The 17521-nt window shown below is 41.2% G+C and carries 16 protein-coding genes and 1 pseudogene; 13 read left to right on the top strand and 4 right to left on the bottom strand.

The window, feature by feature from the left end:
• Nucleotides 1-227: 227 nt before the first annotated feature.
• Together HWQ37_RS20290 and HWQ37_RS20295 are read right to left on the bottom strand one after the other, a co-directional pair.
• Complete coding sequence (locus tag HWQ37_RS20290) at nucleotides 228-875, bottom strand: HAD-IA family hydrolase (protein WP_292750204.1); 648 nt, start codon at nucleotides 873-875, stop codon at nucleotides 228-230.
• 179 nt (nucleotides 876-1054) lie between these two features.
• Nucleotides 1055-2248, bottom strand: a complete 1194-nt coding sequence (locus tag HWQ37_RS20295) for an NAD(P)/FAD-dependent oxidoreductase (protein ID WP_292750207.1) — start codon at nucleotides 2246-2248, stop codon at nucleotides 1055-1057.
• Nucleotides 2249-3171: 923 nt separating this feature from the next.
• Between HWQ37_RS20295 and HWQ37_RS20300 the strand changes: the two genes are divergently transcribed.
• Nucleotides 3172-3684: a hypothetical protein gene (locus HWQ37_RS20300; protein ID WP_292750210.1), complete on the top strand. Its 513-nt coding sequence runs from the start codon at nucleotides 3172-3174 to the stop codon at nucleotides 3682-3684.
• A 92-nt stretch (nucleotides 3685-3776) separates the two neighbouring features.
• Here the strand turns inward: HWQ37_RS20300 and HWQ37_RS20305 are convergent, their stop codons facing one another.
• Both HWQ37_RS20305 and HWQ37_RS20310 read right to left on the bottom strand, forming a co-directional pair.
• Nucleotides 3777-4358 carry a thioredoxin family protein gene (locus HWQ37_RS20305; RefSeq protein WP_292750213.1) on the bottom strand — a complete coding sequence of 194 codons (582 nt, stop codon included), beginning with the start codon at nucleotides 4356-4358 and terminating at the stop codon, nucleotides 3777-3779.
• A gap of 145 nt (nucleotides 4359-4503) precedes the next feature.
• On the bottom strand, nucleotides 4504-4746 hold the full coding sequence (locus HWQ37_RS20310) for a high light inducible protein (protein ID WP_292750215.1): 243 nt from the start codon (nucleotides 4744-4746) through the stop codon (nucleotides 4504-4506).
• A gap of 237 nt (nucleotides 4747-4983) precedes the next feature.
• Between HWQ37_RS20310 and thyX the strand changes: the two genes are divergently transcribed.
• The 12 genes and pseudogenes from thyX (at nucleotide 4984) to HWQ37_RS20365 (ending at nucleotide 17477) form a co-directional block, all read left to right on the top strand.
• Nucleotides 4984-5706, top strand: a complete 723-nt coding sequence (gene thyX, locus HWQ37_RS20315) for an FAD-dependent thymidylate synthase (protein ID WP_292750218.1) — start codon at nucleotides 4984-4986, stop codon at nucleotides 5704-5706.
• 90 nt (nucleotides 5707-5796) lie between these two features.
• Nucleotides 5797-5919 (top strand): annotated as a pseudogene (locus tag HWQ37_RS20320) (transposase); the annotation flags it as partial.
• Between the two features lie 157 nt (nucleotides 5920-6076).
• Complete coding sequence (locus HWQ37_RS34675; protein ID WP_363318158.1) at nucleotides 6077-6232, top strand: hypothetical protein; 156 nt, start codon at nucleotides 6077-6079, stop codon at nucleotides 6230-6232.
• A gap of 142 nt (nucleotides 6233-6374) precedes the next feature.
• Nucleotides 6375-7991 (top strand): phage tail sheath family protein, encoded by a 1617-nt coding sequence (locus HWQ37_RS20325; protein ID WP_292750220.1) that lies wholly within the window; start codon nucleotides 6375-6377, stop codon nucleotides 7989-7991.
• A gap of 10 nt (nucleotides 7992-8001) precedes the next feature.
• Nucleotides 8002-8481, top strand: coding sequence for a phage tail protein (locus HWQ37_RS20330; protein WP_292750223.1), 480 nt, complete (start codon nucleotides 8002-8004; stop codon nucleotides 8479-8481).
• Between the two features lie 278 nt (nucleotides 8482-8759).
• Nucleotides 8760-9578 carry a hypothetical protein gene (locus HWQ37_RS20335; RefSeq protein ID WP_292750226.1) on the top strand — a complete coding sequence of 273 codons (819 nt, stop codon included), beginning with the start codon at nucleotides 8760-8762 and terminating at the stop codon, nucleotides 9576-9578.
• A gap of 127 nt (nucleotides 9579-9705) precedes the next feature.
• Entirely contained in the window at nucleotides 9706-10443 is a 738-nt protein-coding gene (locus HWQ37_RS20340) for a T4 family baseplate hub assembly chaperone (RefSeq protein ID WP_292750228.1), read from the top strand.
• Nucleotides 10443-13520 carry a hypothetical protein gene (locus HWQ37_RS20345; protein WP_292750230.1) on the top strand — a complete coding sequence of 1026 codons (3078 nt, stop codon included), beginning with the start codon at nucleotides 10443-10445 and terminating at the stop codon, nucleotides 13518-13520. Before HWQ37_RS20340 ends, HWQ37_RS20345 begins: the two co-directional genes overlap by 1 nt.
• Nucleotides 13521-13523: 3 nt before the next feature.
• Entirely contained in the window at nucleotides 13524-14771 is a 1248-nt protein-coding gene (locus tag HWQ37_RS20350) for a Pvc16 family protein (RefSeq protein ID WP_292750233.1), read from the top strand.
• Complete coding sequence (locus HWQ37_RS20355) at nucleotides 14768-16750, top strand: ATP-binding protein (protein ID WP_292750236.1); 1983 nt, start codon at nucleotides 14768-14770, stop codon at nucleotides 16748-16750. Before HWQ37_RS20350 ends, HWQ37_RS20355 begins: the two co-directional genes overlap by 4 nt.
• Complete coding sequence (locus HWQ37_RS20360) at nucleotides 16747-17004, top strand: hypothetical protein (protein WP_292750239.1); 258 nt, start codon at nucleotides 16747-16749, stop codon at nucleotides 17002-17004. The genes HWQ37_RS20355 and HWQ37_RS20360 overlap by 4 nt, the downstream gene beginning before the upstream one ends.
• Nucleotides 17001-17477: an N-acetylmuramoyl-L-alanine amidase gene (locus HWQ37_RS20365; protein ID WP_292750241.1), complete on the top strand. Its 477-nt coding sequence runs from the start codon at nucleotides 17001-17003 to the stop codon at nucleotides 17475-17477. The genes HWQ37_RS20360 and HWQ37_RS20365 overlap by 4 nt, the downstream gene beginning before the upstream one ends.
• Nucleotides 17478-17521 lie beyond the last annotated feature (44 nt).

Genomic DNA, 17521 nt, shown 5'->3' on the forward strand with positions numbered 1-17521 from the left:
GATTAACTGCTGCAAAAGTATCGGAAATCGGTCATATTCCATCTTTGGGAGCTATTATTCGAGAGAAATCTTCTTTTAATTCCTTTGGTTGCTCATGGATACCAGAATAATTCCTACCCCGAAATTTTGAGGGGATACTTTATGTTTTAGTGTATTACAGTATTCTAGAAGAGTGATGTAGGCATAGCCCACCAGAAGCATCACATCCATTTGACTAAAGTATCCCCTCATTTTCCGCGATCGATCCAAACGCCTCTGAGTCCAGCTGCTTTCGCTGCATGATAGTCTTCTACAATGCTATCGCCGATATGCCATGCCGCCTCTGGGGAACATTTATGTTTATCTAAGGCAATGGCAAAAATTTGCGGATCGGGTTTGGCTGCACGTACCTGGGTAGAAATAGTAACGGAGGTAAAAAACTCTCTCAATCCCAAACTTTGCAATACTGAGTAAATTCGAGAATCAAAATTGGACAGCACCCCCAAACTAACTCCCAACCGCCGCCAGTTAATTAAAGCTGGTAAGACATCAGGATAGACAAACCACGGTTCGCCAGTGCCAAAGTGGATGTAAAGTTCGCTAAAAAAAGCCGAAAAGTCAGAAAATTCCTTGAGAACACCTGCGCTTTCAAAAGTGTTCAGGGCAATTATCCGCCACCAATCAAACTCACGCTGGGGAATATCTTGCAGTTCTGCATCTGGAAATATTGGCGGTGGCGCTGCTTTAAAGCTTTGGATGAAGGCTGTATTTAATGTTTCGGCTGAAACTGTAACACCAAATTCCTGGGCTATCTGACTATAAACTTCGCCCACACTACCTTTGACATCAAATAGTGTACCCACAGCATCTAAAAAAATAACTTTCGGTTGTTCCATTAAACTTTGAAAATTTTGAATGTTGAATTTTAGATTTTGGCTTGTTAAGAGCTTCTGTGGGTAGAGTCTAGCATCTGCTAAGTAGATTGGCGGAAATTAAACAAATCATCGTAAATCTATTGGTTTTTTTACCAATTCCCAATGCCCAATTCCCAATGCCCAATGCCCAACCTTGAAAGTTATCGAGAAAGTGTTTCTATAATCGGACGGAATAGCCAATTAAAACCAACTTTAAGTTGATGCTCTAAAGTTGGCAATCTATATAAATAAGCAGCACGACGGGCGATGTATGCCAAGGGGCCATCTAGTTTAATTCCCAAACCAGTGAGAGTAGCATTGTCTATTCCTAGTGCCATCATTTCTCCTAACTGCTGGTAGTGGAAGGGAAGGAGAGGGCGATTAGTCAGAGTTGCCCAGATATTCCAAGCAGTATAATCAGCTTGTTGAAAAGCCGCTTGTGCGGTAGCGGGGACTTGCTGTCCTTCAGCATCATGACAGTCTGCTAAATCTCCCAAGGCAAAGATTTCTGGACGATCGAGGACTTGCAGACTAGATGTAGTGGTGATTTGACCACGCTGATTTTGCTTGAGAGTAAGAGATTTTACTACGGGTGCAACCCTAGTTCCCACAGTCCAAATTACCAAATCTACGGGAATTGTATCTAACTGGTTTTTATACTCTAGGGAAATGCTATTTTGTTCGATTGATTCGACTTTGGTTTCTAAGTCAAGAAACACACCACGGGCATCTATTGCTTTCTTTGCTGCTTCTCGATTAAACTCTGGGGAAGTTCGCAAAATTTGGTCAGCAATTTCAATTATCCGAAAGCGTCCTCTTTCGCCTAGTCTGTCGGCTAACTTACAGGCTAACTCTACACCACTGTAGCCAGCCCCAACGATCGCTACCCGAATTTTATCTACATCCGATTCTTCTAAAAATCGCAGACGTTCTTCTAAACGATAGGCATCAGAAATTGTGCGGAATGTGTAGGCGTAAGATGTTGCACCGGGTACTAAATCTAGCGGTGTCTCACCTCCTAGCGCCAACACTAATCGGTCATAAGGGATTTCCGGCCCTTCTTGGATATTTACCCGTTGCTGGTCGATGTCAATTCCAGACACAACCCCTTGATAAAAACGCACTCCTGTGCCTTGCAAAAGTTCTTCAAAGGGTGGGGCAATTTCCCAGGTTTGCAGTTCGCCGGTGAGTAATTCGTAAAGTAAAGGAGAGAATAGGAAGCGATCGCTTTGATCTACCAGAACAATTTCGGGTTTTTGCGTAGATTCCCAAGGTAATTGGCTTAACCGCAGGGCTGTGTATAGACCACCAAAGCCTCCGCCAAGGATACAAATTCTAGAAGTTTGTTCAGTCATCTATTCTATGTTATGGAACAATCAATATTAATTGGGCAACTAACTTCAGGGTAACTGAAACTTTAAGTTTCAAAACCCTTCGTTTGGATGAAGGGTTTGAACATTAGCTTCAGGGAATTAATTTACACAACTTTACACAATTTCTAGTATAACTACTTACCCTAACCGGGATAAAAGCAAACTAACAAAATTTAGCGTCGGCGTAGCCCGCACTTCGGCTGCGCTCAGTGACCACCGCAAGCATCGCATTAGTTTTACATTAACTTTGAAGTTTAGTTTTCATCACGAAAACTTGTAATTAATATTCTGATTCAACAGTTCAAGGCTGGTTTACCTCACTCACCGGAAACCGTACATAAAACTTTCGCTTCACACGGTTACTCATGTTTTGCTGTTTTAAGATGGAAATTCTTGCTCTTTCTTCTTTGCCAGACGCACAATTTACTCAGCACTGTTTAGGTGAGAAAGGTTTTCGTGAGTTTCTACGGTTATAACAGAAGGCGACATTAGGATAAACTGGCTTTTGAATACACCGGAAGTTCATTAGCGACTTAGTTTGTCGCTTCTGGTGACTTCCTCCCTGTATCCTATCGGTTTTGGCTGTATGAAACTTACTCCAATCTACGGTAAGTCTCCTTCAAGAAGGTTTTTTAACATCTAAAACGACTGCCACTGTTTTGAGGCTATAGCCTTAGAATATTTACAAGCTTTACTTACGAATTAGCTTTCTCTAGATAAAAATACCGTTTTTGCTGTGTAAGCTGACATTCTACCTGTTTCATCCAGATTTGTGTAGCTTATTAACAAATCAACGGATTCATTAATATTAAGCCTGTTTTACTATTTAGTTTCTTACCCCGACTTATTAGACTACCTAGTGTTGATTTCATTTTGTTCAATAGCTTTTAGCCCTTATCGCTCCCATGCTGACCCATCACCGCAAGCCCGTGTGCTTATCACTTATTTCCACTGACCTACCGATCTGGTCTGTTGTCGAAACTGCCGCGACCTTGTATCAAAAAGATACCAATCGATTCCATTTACTGATGACTGCACCGCCCTTAATTAGCTGCGAAGTAGAGAGTGTCATAAGTCCAGAAGACACACTTCCCCAAACTAAGAGCAAAGCTTACGCCCCTAACAGTCCCAGAATTTTGTGGCTGGAGATTTCCCCTTACCGAGTCATCATGACTATGCAAGGTAACGCTCAAGTGAGTTACCGTCACTTTTGGGAACAGGGCGTTTATGGCATTAGTCGCTATTGGTTGCCAACTGAGTCATTGCAACCTAACGATCCGATTCGGTTACGAAATTTTACCACTAGCCTAACTCTCAACGGACATCCCCTACCAGAGCATTTGCGCCTGGAATATGAATTGTGGGCAGAAAAAGTCCAATTAGGATGCTACATACTCAATTTGGAAATTAAACATTGATAGTTATGGGGGGTGGGGATGAGGAGGATAAGGGGGACAAGTTTCTTCCTTGTCTACCTTGTCTCTTCTCCATGCCCCATGCCTAATCCCTCTTAACCAAAATAACTAGGTTGGTTTCCAGGTTTCCATTTAATATTGCAACCAACACTCGGCTTTTGCTCGCTCGTAACAGGTTTACCCGCCAGCACTGCTTCAATGGCTGCGCGTAAATCTGCACCTGTTACGGGTTTATCATTACTGGGACGGCTATCATCTAATTGTCCCCGATAAACAAGTTGACGTTGGCGATCAAATACAAAAAAATCTGGTGTGCAAGCTGCTGTGTAAGCCTTCGCCGTTTCCTGGCTCTCGTCGTAGCATAAGGTAAAATTTAACCCTTGTTCTGTGGAAAATGCTTGTAACGATTCTGGCGCATCATCTGGGTAATTCTTTGCATCGTTAGCACTGATGGCAACGATCGCTAAATCACTTGTAAAATAATCTTTTCCTAACTGCACTAATTCTTTTTGGACGTGCTTTACAAACGGGCAATGCCGACAAATAAACATTACTAAGAGTGCTTTTTTATCTGCAAAAGTAGAAAGTGAAGTTGCCTTTCCAGATACTACTTCCGGTAGATTAAAATCTGGCGCTTTAGTGCCTAGTGGCAACATAGTTGAAGCAGTTAAAGCCATAGTTCACCCAATATTTTTACGCTGATAACTAACGGCTTTTGTTATCAGTATATTTTCACTTTAGCACTAAGTTTTCCATAAAATAAGAGACAGTAAATTTACTGTCTCTTATATTTTTTGAGAGTTATTTTAAAGAAATTAATTTTTACAGTCTTGCCAAAACACCAATAATACCGTGTCCTGTGAATACTTCTAATGCTATCAGAGAGATAAAACCAATCATTGCTAAACGACCGTTGAGCATTTCTGCATAAGGGGTGAATCCAGTGCGTAGACGCGTAGCGGCTTGTCGCCAGACATCGCCTTGCTCATCTATATAAACCTTTGGCTCGATCGCAAAGTTGTTCAGTTTGCCTTGGTCGTCAATTATAGCAGTACTTGTACGCATGGATTTTCCCCTGTCTTCTCTTTATGTAAATAACTGTAACAAGCTTGTTAATTTTTGTAAAGTATCTTCATGCGATCGAGCAGAAGTCCAAGCCAGAGATATGATGATGGATCGAGTTCAAAGCTATGTCTAACAAACAGGCTCCGCTCCTTCTGCGTAAGTACTTTCAATCACGGTAGTTTCTCATGGGGAAACCTTCATGAGAAACTACCTCACAAATCCATTTCCCAAAAACTAATGCATCGATTTCGAGTAGAGGTTATTGCCAAAACACCAAACCCGCAGCAGGTGATTTATGCCGCGATGCACCAGGACTATACTGATGGGTTTGTGTTTGATGAGCGCGACTCTTGGCCGTCGGAGTCACAAAGCGGCGAAGTTATTGTTAAGCGGCTTTTAGCGGGTGAGAGGGGACACTATGGGCCTTTAGAGCATCCCCAGATTGTTTTTAACTGTGGCTACTTTCCCCACAGTGTCATGCAGCAGGCCCGGACTCATCGTGTTTCCGTATCATTTGATGTACAATCTTTTAGATACACAGGCAACCAATTTATTGATGTAGTAGAAGGTAAGAAAGACATAGAAGATGTTTTTTACCTACGTCCCGTTGGTTATTACACTGATAGACAGGGCAAAAAATATCATTATTCACCAGAGCAACGAACAGCAGATTTGGAGTGGTGTCTAGAAGCAGCTAAACGATATAAAGCTGATTTTGAGGCGGGAATGTCTGAAGAACACGCTAGAGGCAAAGTGCCTTTTGATTATCGCCAGCATTTTGTAGTTAGTTTTAATTTAAGGTCTTTCTTGCATTTTTGTGATCTGAGAAATAAGAAAGATGCTCAACTGGAAATTCAAAAGTTGTGTGAAATGATGTGGCCTCATTTTGAAGATTGGACACCTGCGATCGCACAATGGTATGAAAAGCAGCGTCTAGGTAAAGCCAGGTTAGCACCTTAGATAATGGCTTAATTTGCGGTAGGATAAAGCGAAGCGACTATCTTCGGATTTATTGGGTTTGATTTAGAGCGATCGCATCTATTTTTTTTGATGAACAAAGCTGCCGATGTTAGCACTCAAAAATTAATCAGCCTTGCACCAAATAATTGGGCAAAATGGGTGACAGGAATTCCCGACATTGTTACAGGCGAAATCTTAAATCCAGAATTTCAATAGATTAGCCGACAAAGCGATGTTGTAATTCAGGCTGAAAGTCCCCGATGGGCAGACCTTAGCTAGTGGAAATGAGGGTGGTGAACTCAAAATTTGGCGGCTCATTGATGGTGCTGTTCTAAAAATCCTGAATGCTCATTCACAAGCCGTGCGCTCAGTGACTTTTAGCCCTGCTGGACGGACTTTAGCGAGTCGCAGTGCTGATAGGTATTTAGGGATGTTATTTTTCATGAGTTTTACTATGAGTTATGGGATGAGTTTTATGAGTTTCAGAGCCTATGAGACAACTAATATTAAAAGTAATTCGCTGTAATGTTATATCTAATGCGATTTAGCTGACTTGCTCAAATAACTTATTAATGACATTAAAATTTACAACCCTTCTTAATTTTTTTATTTAAAAGTTGACTATTTTGTCAATTTGTAGGTTTTAATTCTTAATCAGAGAATGAACAATGCCCATACAACCAACTTATCCAGGCGTTTACGTAGAAGAAATCCCTAGTGGAGTACGCACGATTACAGGCGTATCTACCTCTATTACTGCCTTTATTGGTCGCGCCTTACGAGGGCCTGTAGATGAGCCAATTACTATCAACAATTATGGCGACTTTGAACGTATTTTTGGAGGCTTGTGGCTAAATAGTACCCTTGGCTATGCTCTACGAGACTTTTACCTCAACGGTGGTAGCCAAGCAATTATTGTCCGACTCATTCACTCTAAATCTAAACAGCCAGAAGGTCAAGACCAAGCTCCAGCACAAACTGAAGCCACTGCTAAGAAGGCACAACTAAATGTTAATGGTCTGAATTTAGAAGCAGCAAATGAAGGCAGTTGGGGAAATGCTTTAAAAGTGCGGATTGAATACGTAGATAATAAAGTAAAACGTGATGCAGATTCACAAAAACTATTCAACATTACAGTTCTGCTGGATAACAATACAGGTCAACTAGAATTATTTCGCAACGTATCGGTGCTACCAAATCATCCCAGACGAGTAGATAAAGTCTTGTTGAATGAGTCTTATTTTGTTCGATTTAGAGATGAATCTCTGCCAGCAGACAGACCAGCTGCTCATGCTCAACCAGCACCAAATAAAAAATTGTGGGATGACAACGATACAAACACCAAAGCGGAAGAAAACAGTGGTACGGATGGAGACGATCTAGATGTAAACGACTTCACAGGGGTAAATAAGGAAGCAAATAAACAGGGTCTTTATGCATTAAACAAAGCCGACCTGTTTAATATCCTTTGTATTCCACCTTATAAAAATGATGGCAATATAGATTATGATTCTTTAGTCGATCAAGCAGCAGAATTTTGTAAAGACCGTCGCGCGTTTTTCATCATCGATCCGCCTACTAATTGGACTGATAAGAATAAGGCCAAAGATGGTATTCAGAGCATTGGTGAACCGACTAGTTATGCTGCTGTTTTCTTTCCGAGAATCAAACAGCCAAATCCTTTACGGGAAAATCAACTAGAAGAATTTGTTCCTTGTGGTGCGATCGCGGGTGTATTTGCTCGTACTGATGTTCAACGCGGTGTGTGGAAGGCTCCAGCAGGTACAGAAGCAACATTGACGGGTGTACCACAATTGAGTGTACCTCTAACAGATCCAGAAAATGGGGAATTAAATCCTCTGGGAATCAATTGTTTGCGAACTCTACCGGCTTTTGGTCGTGTGATTTGGGGATCGCGGACGCGGAAGGGAGATGATCGTCTTACCGATGAATGGAAGTATATTCCGGTTCGTCGTTTCGCACTTTTCTTAGAAGAAAGTCTTTATCGCGGTACCCAATGGGTTGTCTTTGAGCCGAATGACGAGCCATTGTGGGCGCAAATTCGCTTGAATCTTGGGGCTTTTATGCATACTCTCTTCCTTCAAGGAGCCTTTCAAGGTAGTAAGTCGGAAGATGCTTACTTTGTAAAATGTGATAAAGAAACAACAATCCAAAATGATATTAACTTAGGAATTGTCAATATCATTGTTGGTTTTGCTCCTCTCAAACCTGCTGAATTTGTCATTCTTAAGATTCAGCAAATAGCCGGACAAATAGCAGTTTAAGGAGAAATATATGCCTTCTATTTCAGGTAAGCGTTTAGACCTCTACAAAAACTTTAAATTTGTTGTGAAATTCGCTGGTAAAGACGTGGCTGGGGTAAGTAAAGTCAGTGGTCTTAAGCGAACCACTGAGGTCATAGAACACCGCACAGGTGGCGATCCTAGCACAGTCTATAAGTCCCCTGGACAAAGCAAGTACGATCCCATCACCTTAGAACGAGGTGTTAGTAAAGATCCTGATTTTGAAGAATGGGTAAATAAGGTCTGGGCGCTTGGTAAGATCGGTTCAGAAGTGTCTCTAGCAGATTTCCGTAAAGATATCACTATTGAGGTTCGTGATGAAGCTGGTAAAAAAGCGACTTCATATAACGTTTATGGTTGCTGGGTTTCCGAATATCAGGCTTTACCAGACCTGGATGCTAGTGCTAATGCTGTCGCTATCGAATACATAAAGATAGAAAACGAAGGTTGGGAGCGCGAGGGTAGTGGTTGATTAAATAAGTCGAATTAATCAAGCTTTATTAAATCAGCAGGAAATTAACTATAGGGCTCCTATTTGATTTTTAAGAAAGCCAAGTTAGCTAAAAGTATGCTCTATAAAGGTTTAGCTCTCAGTATACTTAGCAAGATTTAAAAAATAGGATTCCTATAGGTCACTGCGTTTAACTTGCCAACTCTTGTTAATCAATTTAGCTTGAAGGAAACCTTTGTTAGTTGGATCTTACAGAAATTGCCTAGACAAGGCAGTTAGAGTAATGAGGTACATCAGCTATGAATTCCGAAAATAAGCAAAACATCGATCAAATCATTAATCACTTTATTGCTAGTAATAATGGCAAAATTGATGATACTCACTTGAATCACTTAATTGAAATTAAAAAGCTGGCTTTAGAAGAACAAAAAAATCAAAATGAGCAGGAGATTAAAAAAGAAGAAAATATAATAAAAGCTAAACAGAATAGATTTCCCAACAGTATTTTGAGTAATCCAACAACTACGGCTGTTGTTGCTGCTTTAGCTGGGTTTTTGACATCGAGTATTGTAGCATTTATTCAGGGAAGTTCTAATCTCCAACTTGAAGAACTTAAGTTTCAGTCCGAACTTATAACCAATGCAACGAAATCTGAGGATCAGAAAAAAAGAATTGAATTACTCCAATTCAATATTAATGCTGGCTTAATCAAAGACCCTTTTATTATTTCCAAGTTAGAGAGTTTAATACAAAATCGTAAAGTTCCACAGTCCTATGTAAGTCAAATTTTAGATCCTAATCAGTCCATTCTCCCTAACGATTTCTATTTACCAACAGTTAATGATTTCACTGGATCTCCAGGTTGCTACATTGCTGCCTATTCACATCAAAAGAAAATGAGCGTTAATTCAGTAGGGGGCAATGTTTATGTTATGGGTCAAGTAAGGGTTCCTGGACATTATGAGGGAAAAAATTGCGAGCCAAAAGGGTATGAAGGAAAAAAAATCGATAGTTTAGATTACTTTAAGAAATTATTTGACCAAAAACTACCTAAAGCCTGTATGAACAAAAATTGTTGGGCAGGTAAGGAGACTGGTGGTTTTGTTGGTAGTAATTAAATCAATGAAAGACTTAAAGCTGTTATAGAACTCGTATTTGATTTTTGAAAATCCAAGCCAGTTCAAAATCTACCATATAAAGGTTCAGTTCTCAATATACTCAGCAAGATTCAAGTAGGATTTGTATATGCGATCGCTATCAGCCTCAGAACTGTTAAATATCTGGGAATGGGGATGTAATCAGCCATCTTGGTCTAAAGCAATCAAGCTACTAGCTGGTGCTTGTCCTGAAACCTCCATAGATATGCTTACTCAACTCAGTCTCGGTCAGCGTGATGCCATGCTGCTGACATTGCGAGAGTGGACATTTGGTTCGCAAATGCTTAGTCAAGTCACCTGTCCAAGCTGTGGTGAAGTCTTGGAACTCAATTTTGATATTGCAGATATGCGTGTAGCATCACTGTCACTTGAACCAGTTGAGAAATATTGTCTTGAGCTTGGTGATTATCAGGTGAGTTTTCGTCTACCAAACAGTTTAGATATGATAGCGATCGCTGAACACAAACAACCAGAGATTGCTCAAGATATTTTATTAGAAAGCTGTATTTTGCAAGCCGTGTGCAAGGGTGAATATCTGCCGTTTCAGCAATTGCCATCTGAGGCCAGAGATGCAATTATTACCCAAATGGCTGAAGCAGATCCTCAAGCAAATGTGCCAATTGATATTTCCTGTTCGGCTTGCAACCACCAATGGCGATCGTTATTTGACATTGTGTCGTTCTTCTGGGCTGAGATTAACGCTTGGGGATTTCGAGTGTTGCGAGAGGTACATACTTTGGCTGCTGCTTACAGTTGGCGTGAAGCTGATATTTTGGCGATGAGTCCCAGACGGCGACAATTATATTTAGAGATGGTGACGGACTGATGAGCAATTATCTCTTTGATTTGATAGCTAAAAGCTTTAACTTAATCGATACAGTTCAACCTCTTATCTTATCAGTATTTGAACCGTTACCAGAGTCTAACGTTGACTGGGAGGCATCGATCGCCACAGACTCAACTGAGTTGGAAACAATATCACAAACAGATAGATTTCGTAAATTTGAGATTGCGCGATCGCCTGTAACAATAGGGCAAATATCTGAAGAGATAACTAACCCCCTCTTAACTAATTTAACTTCGACACCTATTCAATTTTCCCAACAAATACTAAAATTAATTCCTAATTTGGCACAAAAACCTAACTTAGAATTATCCCCCAATTGGCTTTTTTCTGATTCAGTACTGACTCAAATCAGCACTGATAATCAGCAATTGACTTCAAAGCCAGAGCAAAAAACAAGCAATACCCCACCGAATCTTGCTCCTGCTCAATTATTACAGAAAGAATCAAATAAAATTAATCTTATTGTTTCTTCTGTTCAACCTTCAAACACAGAGCAAAAAACAAGCACTACCCCACCGAATCTTATTCCTGATCAATTATCACAGAAACAACTAACTAAAATCAATCCTGTTATTTCTTATGTTCAACCTTCAAATATAGTCAATTGGGAACGATTGATAACTCAACCTTTTGTAGAATCAGAAATACTTTTACCAACTGCAAACCAAGCAGTAATTAATCCCAATACAGAGTCTATAGTTGTACCACAGAGAAAGACTTACCTATCAAATAATCTCGTTTATGTACACAACACAGAGTCAAATACTTCTCTCTCAAACCCCATCTTTGAACAGAGGCAGATTCCACCTAAATCTTTCTCCCAGCAACTAATTACAATCAATCGTTTGGGTTTATCTTTGCAATCACCGTTAAAGTCAGATGTGCAAACATATTTCACCGAAAACCTAACAAAGCCAGTTATTTTTTCATTTACTCCCCAAGATAAAACATTTTCTTTACCAAATCTAAATCCTACAATTTTAAAACCTGCGATCGCAAAGAAAAACAATACTCATATCTCAAAGCTATTTGATAAAAAATCAGGCGCGCTTACAACTCAATCATTAAATAACCAATCAAGTGAAATTAATCAATTAGCTTCTCCTAATTGCTTACCAAAAGTATTGTATTTAAGAGAATATCTCCCGCAAATACAAGCAAAAACCAGCACTTCTCTATCAACTCCTAGCATTCTAAAACCAGGGAAATCTGTAACTGAAAACTTACATAAGCAACCTATACAAATTAATCCAGTCTTTATCCATTCTCAGTTACCACAGTCCGAAATTTCTGAGGACTTTCCTCCTCAACTTCAATCAGAATCAACAACAATATCTACGACGGGAAACTCTTCGAGAGGCTACACCAACGCCTACGCATCTGATATTTATCAAGTTTTGCCTTTAACATCTATGCTAGCAGTAGAAACTAGCACTCCTGCTTTTACTGTAATTCAACCACAGGAACAACTTGTGAGTGAACTATCACAAAAGCGATGGCTGCGCCAACGCCAAGGGCGATCGCTACAAGCAGAGAATATCTCAACTTCAGAAATATTATTAAGTCAGATTATAGAACAACCAACAGCGATCGCACCTGCTATTACTCAAGTTTTGCCTTTAACACCTGTGACAACTATAGATACTAGTCATTCCGCTTTAAGTTCTGTAATTCAACCACAAGTAAAACATGGAGCGATACCTTCTCTGCGAGACGCTACGCATAGCTTGCTTCCCCGTAGGGGTACGGTAAGCTCCGCTAAGGCATCTACTATTTATAGTACCTTAGCGAATTCACACAAACAGAGCTTAATACCTACAATTGCTATAGAAACAATTGCCGAACCACAGGAAAAACTTACGTCTAAGGGACTTCCAAGAAATAAATTATCTATCTTGTGGGGTGGGCATCTTACCCGCCCTAATAATGGGACGGGTGAGGACACCCATCCCACAAGAAAATCTGGGATGTTTTTCTATCTGGAAGTCCCTAATGTGCCAGAAAATCAGCAGAGGTTTGTCCACAAAAATCTTTCATCAATGCAGCCATTTATCGCAAATGCATCTTCTAAACTATCTTCGCTTCAGACAAACAGTTTTACTGCACCATTCGTAAATAATTTACCATCATCTGTCGCTTCACAACCGACAACTCAGCTAACTCCTATTAATTCAGATATAATATCAACTCCTGCTTTATATCCTTCAACCGCAGAAAATAACATACAATCGCAAGTCAACTTTTCTGACTCTCACTTGTCTTATTTCCGTGGGGAAAGAGCTTCTACTCAGGAAGTCGGCTTAAAAAACTATAATAGGAGCGATCGCCAAGATGTTCATATCCAGAAAATTGGCGTTGTAGAACAGTGGGATGAATTCGTTAATTACGCCCATCATCCCGCAAATATGCAACGCCAGCAAATCAATCCTAATGAAGGTATATTGACCAGCCCAGTTGAAAACTCAATATTACCTCAGAACCCATTCCCTAACTTATCTATGTCTGCGGATAGATTCAAAGAGCGCCAAGATATTCATATCCAGAAAATTGGCGTTGTAGAACAGTGGGATGAATTCGTTAATTACGCCCATCATCCCGCAAATATGCAACGCCAGCAAATCAATCCTAATGAAGGTATATTGACCAGCCCAGTTGAAAACTCAATATTACCTCAGAACCCATTCCCTAACTTATCTATGTCTGCGGATAAATTCAAAGAGCGCCAAGATATTTCTATCCAGAAAAGGTCTTCATACTTTAGGCAATTAGAGGAATCTGATTTCAGACCGCTATCTGGGTCTATCAATGACCTGACTGTGAAAAATTTGTCAGTCATCGCAGCTAGTAACAAAAAAGTCCAAAAGCGTTGGCGAAGCCCGTCGCAGACATCGCCACCAAAATATGACGCACCACCTCCTATTCAAGTCACAATTGGTCGGCTGGAAATTCGCAATGCAGCTCCAGCACCACCTCCGCCTCGACCAAAGCCCCGTCCAGCAACATCTGTGATGAGTTTGAATGAATACTTGCAGCGACGTGCTGCCAGAAGGAGGTAAGTGATGAGCAACGCTTTAGCTATTGCGGCTGTCACAATTACATTGCGTCACTTGCTCCAGCAAAGGTTTGACGTTCAGAGCTCGGGGGGAATCACTGTGACGACACGACCATTAGATAAAGTACGAGATAATACTGTTAGTAGTGGCGATCAAGTTAATTTATTTCTCTACGATACTCAAATAAACCCAACTTGGCGAAATATGGATATTCCTTCTCAAGTGAAGCCTGGTGAGACAGGAAACCAGCTTTTGCCATTGAACCTCTACTACTTACTGACTGCTTACGCCCAAAATGATGACTTCCCAGAACCTACGAGTCATCGGTTGTTAGGTGTGGCGATGAGTGTTTTTAATGACCATGCGATGATTACTTCTGCGGATATTAGGGCAGCTTTGCCTACTACCGATCCTCAAGAGTACGACCTTGACTTACAAGAAGAACAGTTGCGAATTGTTTACCAACCGCTATCTGTGGAAGAGGCGTTTAATCTCTGGTCAACTTTTCAAGCACCCTATCGAGTTTCAGCTGCTTATGAAGTGTCAGTAGTGCTGATTGAGAGCAGTTTACCTGCAAAAACTCCGCTACCGATTATTAAACGTCAAGCTAGCGATCGCGGCCCCATTCTACAATCAAATCTATTATCTCCTTTACCCACACTAGTTTCTTTGCAATTACCTAACCAGCAAGCTAGCGCCAGATTAGGCGATATTCTGATTCTTAATGGTTTTCACTTAGATGCTGAAAATGTAGTTATATCTTTTACAAATAATCGTTTAGAAATTTCTCTAGAAGTGCCAGCTTTAGCAGAGAGGACAGCAACAGATATTAGAGTTCAATTACCTGATCAGCCTGTAAACTGGGCGGCGGGTTTTTATGCCGTCGTAGTTAAAGTAACGCGGACTAACGAACCAAGTCGGACTACCAATGAATTATCTTTTGCCTTAGCACCAAAAATCTTAGACATTATACCACGAGAGGTAACAGCAGACGCTAATGGCGAAGTAACCCTCACTCTGATTTTAAGCCCTCAAGTGCGACCAAGACAGCGAGTAGCGTTATTGTTAGGCGATCGCGAAGTGCTGGCTCAAGCACGTCCAACTCAAACAGACAGGCTGGAGTTTAGGATTGCAGGTGTTACATCGGGTGAGTATTATGTACGAGTGCGGATTGATGGAGTAGATAGTTTGCTAGTGGATCGTACAGTGACACCGCCTATTTTTGACCAAAATCAGAAGGTGGTGATTTTATGAACAACCTCGATTTGTGGATAGCAAACAATGAAGAATACCTAGCGAATGCACTGGCTTGGTTGCGCTGGCGTTTATGTGAGCTTGCAAAATTACCTGATATTGAAAAGCCTAAAATCACAGAAATGACAACGGCAGAAGGGATTAATCCTCCGCCAGCGCTAATTCTATTAAGTCAAAAATTAGATTTATCTGACTTTGAACAACAGGTTTTACTGTTATGCGTTGCAATGGAATTAGATCCGAGTATGGCTCGTCTTTGCGCCAAAGCTTCAGATAATTCTCATCAGCCTTATCCTACCTTTGCCTTGGCTTTATCACTATTCGAGCAACCTGCTTGGGATGCCCTTTCTTGGGAACGCCCTTTGCGTTACTGGCGATTAATTGAAATTCATCAGTCAGGAGTTCAAGCACTGACTACGAGTGGTTTACGGGTAGATGAACGTATATTAAATTATATCAAAGGATTAAATTCTCTAGACGATCGCTTGGTATCATTATTGATGCCGATGGAAACAGCAGAATGGAATGTAAAATTACCCCCATCTCAAAATGCTGTTGTCAAAACAATTATTCTGCAACTGCATCAAAAGCACAGAGAACAACGTTTACCAATTATTCAGCTAGTGGGGGCAGATTCCCTCAGCAAGCAACTAATAGCCCAACATGTAGCAGCCCAACTAGATAAATATGTCTATCGTTTGCCAGTGGAATTATTACCCACCCAGGCAGGAGAATTAGAGACAATTGCTCGTTTGTGGCATCGGGAAAACTTGCTATTACCGCTTGCGCTGTATTTAGATGCCCAAGAAATTGACACTAAACCAACTACAGAAGGACAAGCACTTCCCTTGCATCGGTTTCTGACCCGCAGTGGTGGTCTACTTTTCCTTAGCACTCGTGAAGTTAGGCAAAACTTGGGTCTGCCCACAATTGTCGTAGATGTTGAAAAGCCAACACCCGGCGAACAAAAAGCAACTTGGGCTGAGGCATTAGGAGCAGTCGCAGATAGTAGTCCGCAGCTTCTAGCGACTCAGTTTAACCTCAATTTAGTCAAGATTGAGCAGATTTCCCAGCAAGTGCTAGCTGAAACACCCAACTCTGAAATCCAAAATCGTTTATGGTTTGCGTGTCTTGCTAGTACTCGTCCGCAGTTAGATACTTTAGCTCAACGCCTCGACCCCAAAGCGACTTGGGATAATATCGTCTTACCAGCAGAAGAGACAAACTTGCTGCATCAAATTGCTGACCAAATAAGGCAGCGCAGCCTAGTTTATCAAGAGTGGGGTTTTCACAACCGCATGAATCGGGGAATGGGCATCAGCGCCTTGTTTGCCGGGGAAAGCGGCACAGGGAAAACGATGGCGGCGGAGGTAATAGCCAATGATTTACAGCTAAATCTTTATCGCATTGACCTTTCATCTGTGGTCAACAAATACATTGGAGAAACGGAGAAAAACCTGCGGCGTTTGTTTGATGCGGCGGAAGATGGCGGAGCGATTCTATTTTTTGATGAAGCGGATGCCTTATTTGGCAAACGTTCTGAGGTGAAGGATAGCCATGACCGCTACGCCAATATTGAGGTGAATTACCTGTTGCAGAGGTTAGAAAATTATCGCGGTTTGGCAATTCTAGCAACGAATCTCAAGAGTTCGTTAGACCATGCCTTTATGCGTCGCTTGCGGTTTATTGTGAATTTTCCCTTTCCGGGTGTGGCTGAACGTCAGGTGATGTGGGAGAAGGTGTTTCCACTAGAGACACCAATACAGAATTTAGATTTTAACCGTTTGGCACGTCTGAATATGACGGGGGGCAGTATTCACAATATTGCTTTAAATGCGGCGTTTCTGGCTGCTGGGGCTGGCACACCTGTAACGATGCAGTTGATGTTAGCGGCGGCGCGGGCTGAGTTTCGCAAATTGGATCGACCAGTGAATGAGGCAGATTTTCGGGTTTCAGTACTTACGGGTGTAACGGTATGAATATCAATATTGATATAGAGAAGCTGATTTTAGAGGGGATGCCGATTTCTCCCAGTCAGGCGCGGTTATTGCAAGCAGAGCTAGAGAGTGAATTGGCGAAGTTGCTGGCTAATAAAGGTTTACCAGACAACTTGCGCTCAGGTGGGGTAGTGCCTGGTGGTGCGATTCAAGTGAAGCCTGGAACTAACTCTACCCAAATGGGGCAACACATTGCACAAGAAATAGTTATCAAAATATTAGGAGAAAAATCATGAGTAGACCAGACGTAAAATGGATTCCTGCAAGCTCTAAAAATCAGACTGATTACCGCGAATCGACAATTGATTCTATTGTGTGTCACAACACCGACTGTTCATTGCAAGCTGCTATAGCCACGTTCCAAGACCCTGAAGCGCAAGTTTCTGCACACTACATTGTTGCTCGTGACGGTACGTGCATCCAGATGGTGTTAGAAGATCATACAGCTTGGCACGCAGGTGACAGAGCTATGAATCATCGTTCTATCGGAATCGAACACGTTGCTGACAAAAATAATTTAGGTATAACACAAGAGCAACAACAGTGTTCGTTGAACCTGATTGGATATTTGGTGGATAAGTACAAAATTCAAAAGTCTCACATTCATACGCACCGTACAGTAGATACAATCTCTGGTGGTACTGATTGTCCCAAATGGATTTGGCCTGATGAAGCATCGTTTGAAAAGTTTAAAGAGACAATAGCCTGACACTTAACGAGACATTTCTTAAGCGACTGAGCAGCAGAATGAAC

The organism is Nostoc sp. NMS4, assembly GCF_017115095.1.
Classification (GTDB): domain Bacteria; phylum Cyanobacteriota; class Cyanobacteriia; order Cyanobacteriales; family Nostocaceae; genus Nostoc.

Coding starts and splice junctions, on each gene's coding strand:
- HWQ37_RS20290 (WP_292750204.1), bottom strand. CDS start 875: ATGGAACAACCGAAAGTTATTTTTTTAGATGCTGTGGGTACACTATTT.
- HWQ37_RS20295 (WP_292750207.1), bottom strand. CDS start 2,248: ATGACTGAACAAACTTCTAGAATTTGTATCCTTGGCGGAGGCTTTGGT.
- HWQ37_RS20300 (WP_292750210.1), top strand. CDS start 3,172: ATGCTGACCCATCACCGCAAGCCCGTGTGCTTATCACTTATTTCCACT.
- HWQ37_RS20305 (WP_292750213.1), bottom strand. CDS start 4,358: ATGGCTTTAACTGCTTCAACTATGTTGCCACTAGGCACTAAAGCGCCA.
- HWQ37_RS20310 (WP_292750215.1), bottom strand. CDS start 4,746: ATGCGTACAAGTACTGCTATAATTGACGACCAAGGCAAACTGAACAAC.
- thyX (WP_292750218.1), top strand. CDS start 4,984: ATGCATCGATTTCGAGTAGAGGTTATTGCCAAAACACCAAACCCGCAG.
- HWQ37_RS20325 (WP_292750220.1), top strand. CDS start 6,375: ATGCCCATACAACCAACTTATCCAGGCGTTTACGTAGAAGAAATCCCT.
- HWQ37_RS20330 (WP_292750223.1), top strand. CDS start 8,002: ATGCCTTCTATTTCAGGTAAGCGTTTAGACCTCTACAAAAACTTTAAA.
- HWQ37_RS20335 (WP_292750226.1), top strand. CDS start 8,760: ATGAATTCCGAAAATAAGCAAAACATCGATCAAATCATTAATCACTTT.
- HWQ37_RS20340 (WP_292750228.1), top strand. CDS start 9,706: ATGCGATCGCTATCAGCCTCAGAACTGTTAAATATCTGGGAATGGGGA.
- HWQ37_RS20345 (WP_292750230.1), top strand. CDS start 10,443: ATGAGCAATTATCTCTTTGATTTGATAGCTAAAAGCTTTAACTTAATC.
- HWQ37_RS20350 (WP_292750233.1), top strand. CDS start 13,524: ATGAGCAACGCTTTAGCTATTGCGGCTGTCACAATTACATTGCGTCAC.
- HWQ37_RS20355 (WP_292750236.1), top strand. CDS start 14,768: ATGAACAACCTCGATTTGTGGATAGCAAACAATGAAGAATACCTAGCG.
- HWQ37_RS20360 (WP_292750239.1), top strand. CDS start 16,747: ATGAATATCAATATTGATATAGAGAAGCTGATTTTAGAGGGGATGCCG.
- HWQ37_RS20365 (WP_292750241.1), top strand. CDS start 17,001: ATGAGTAGACCAGACGTAAAATGGATTCCTGCAAGCTCTAAAAATCAG.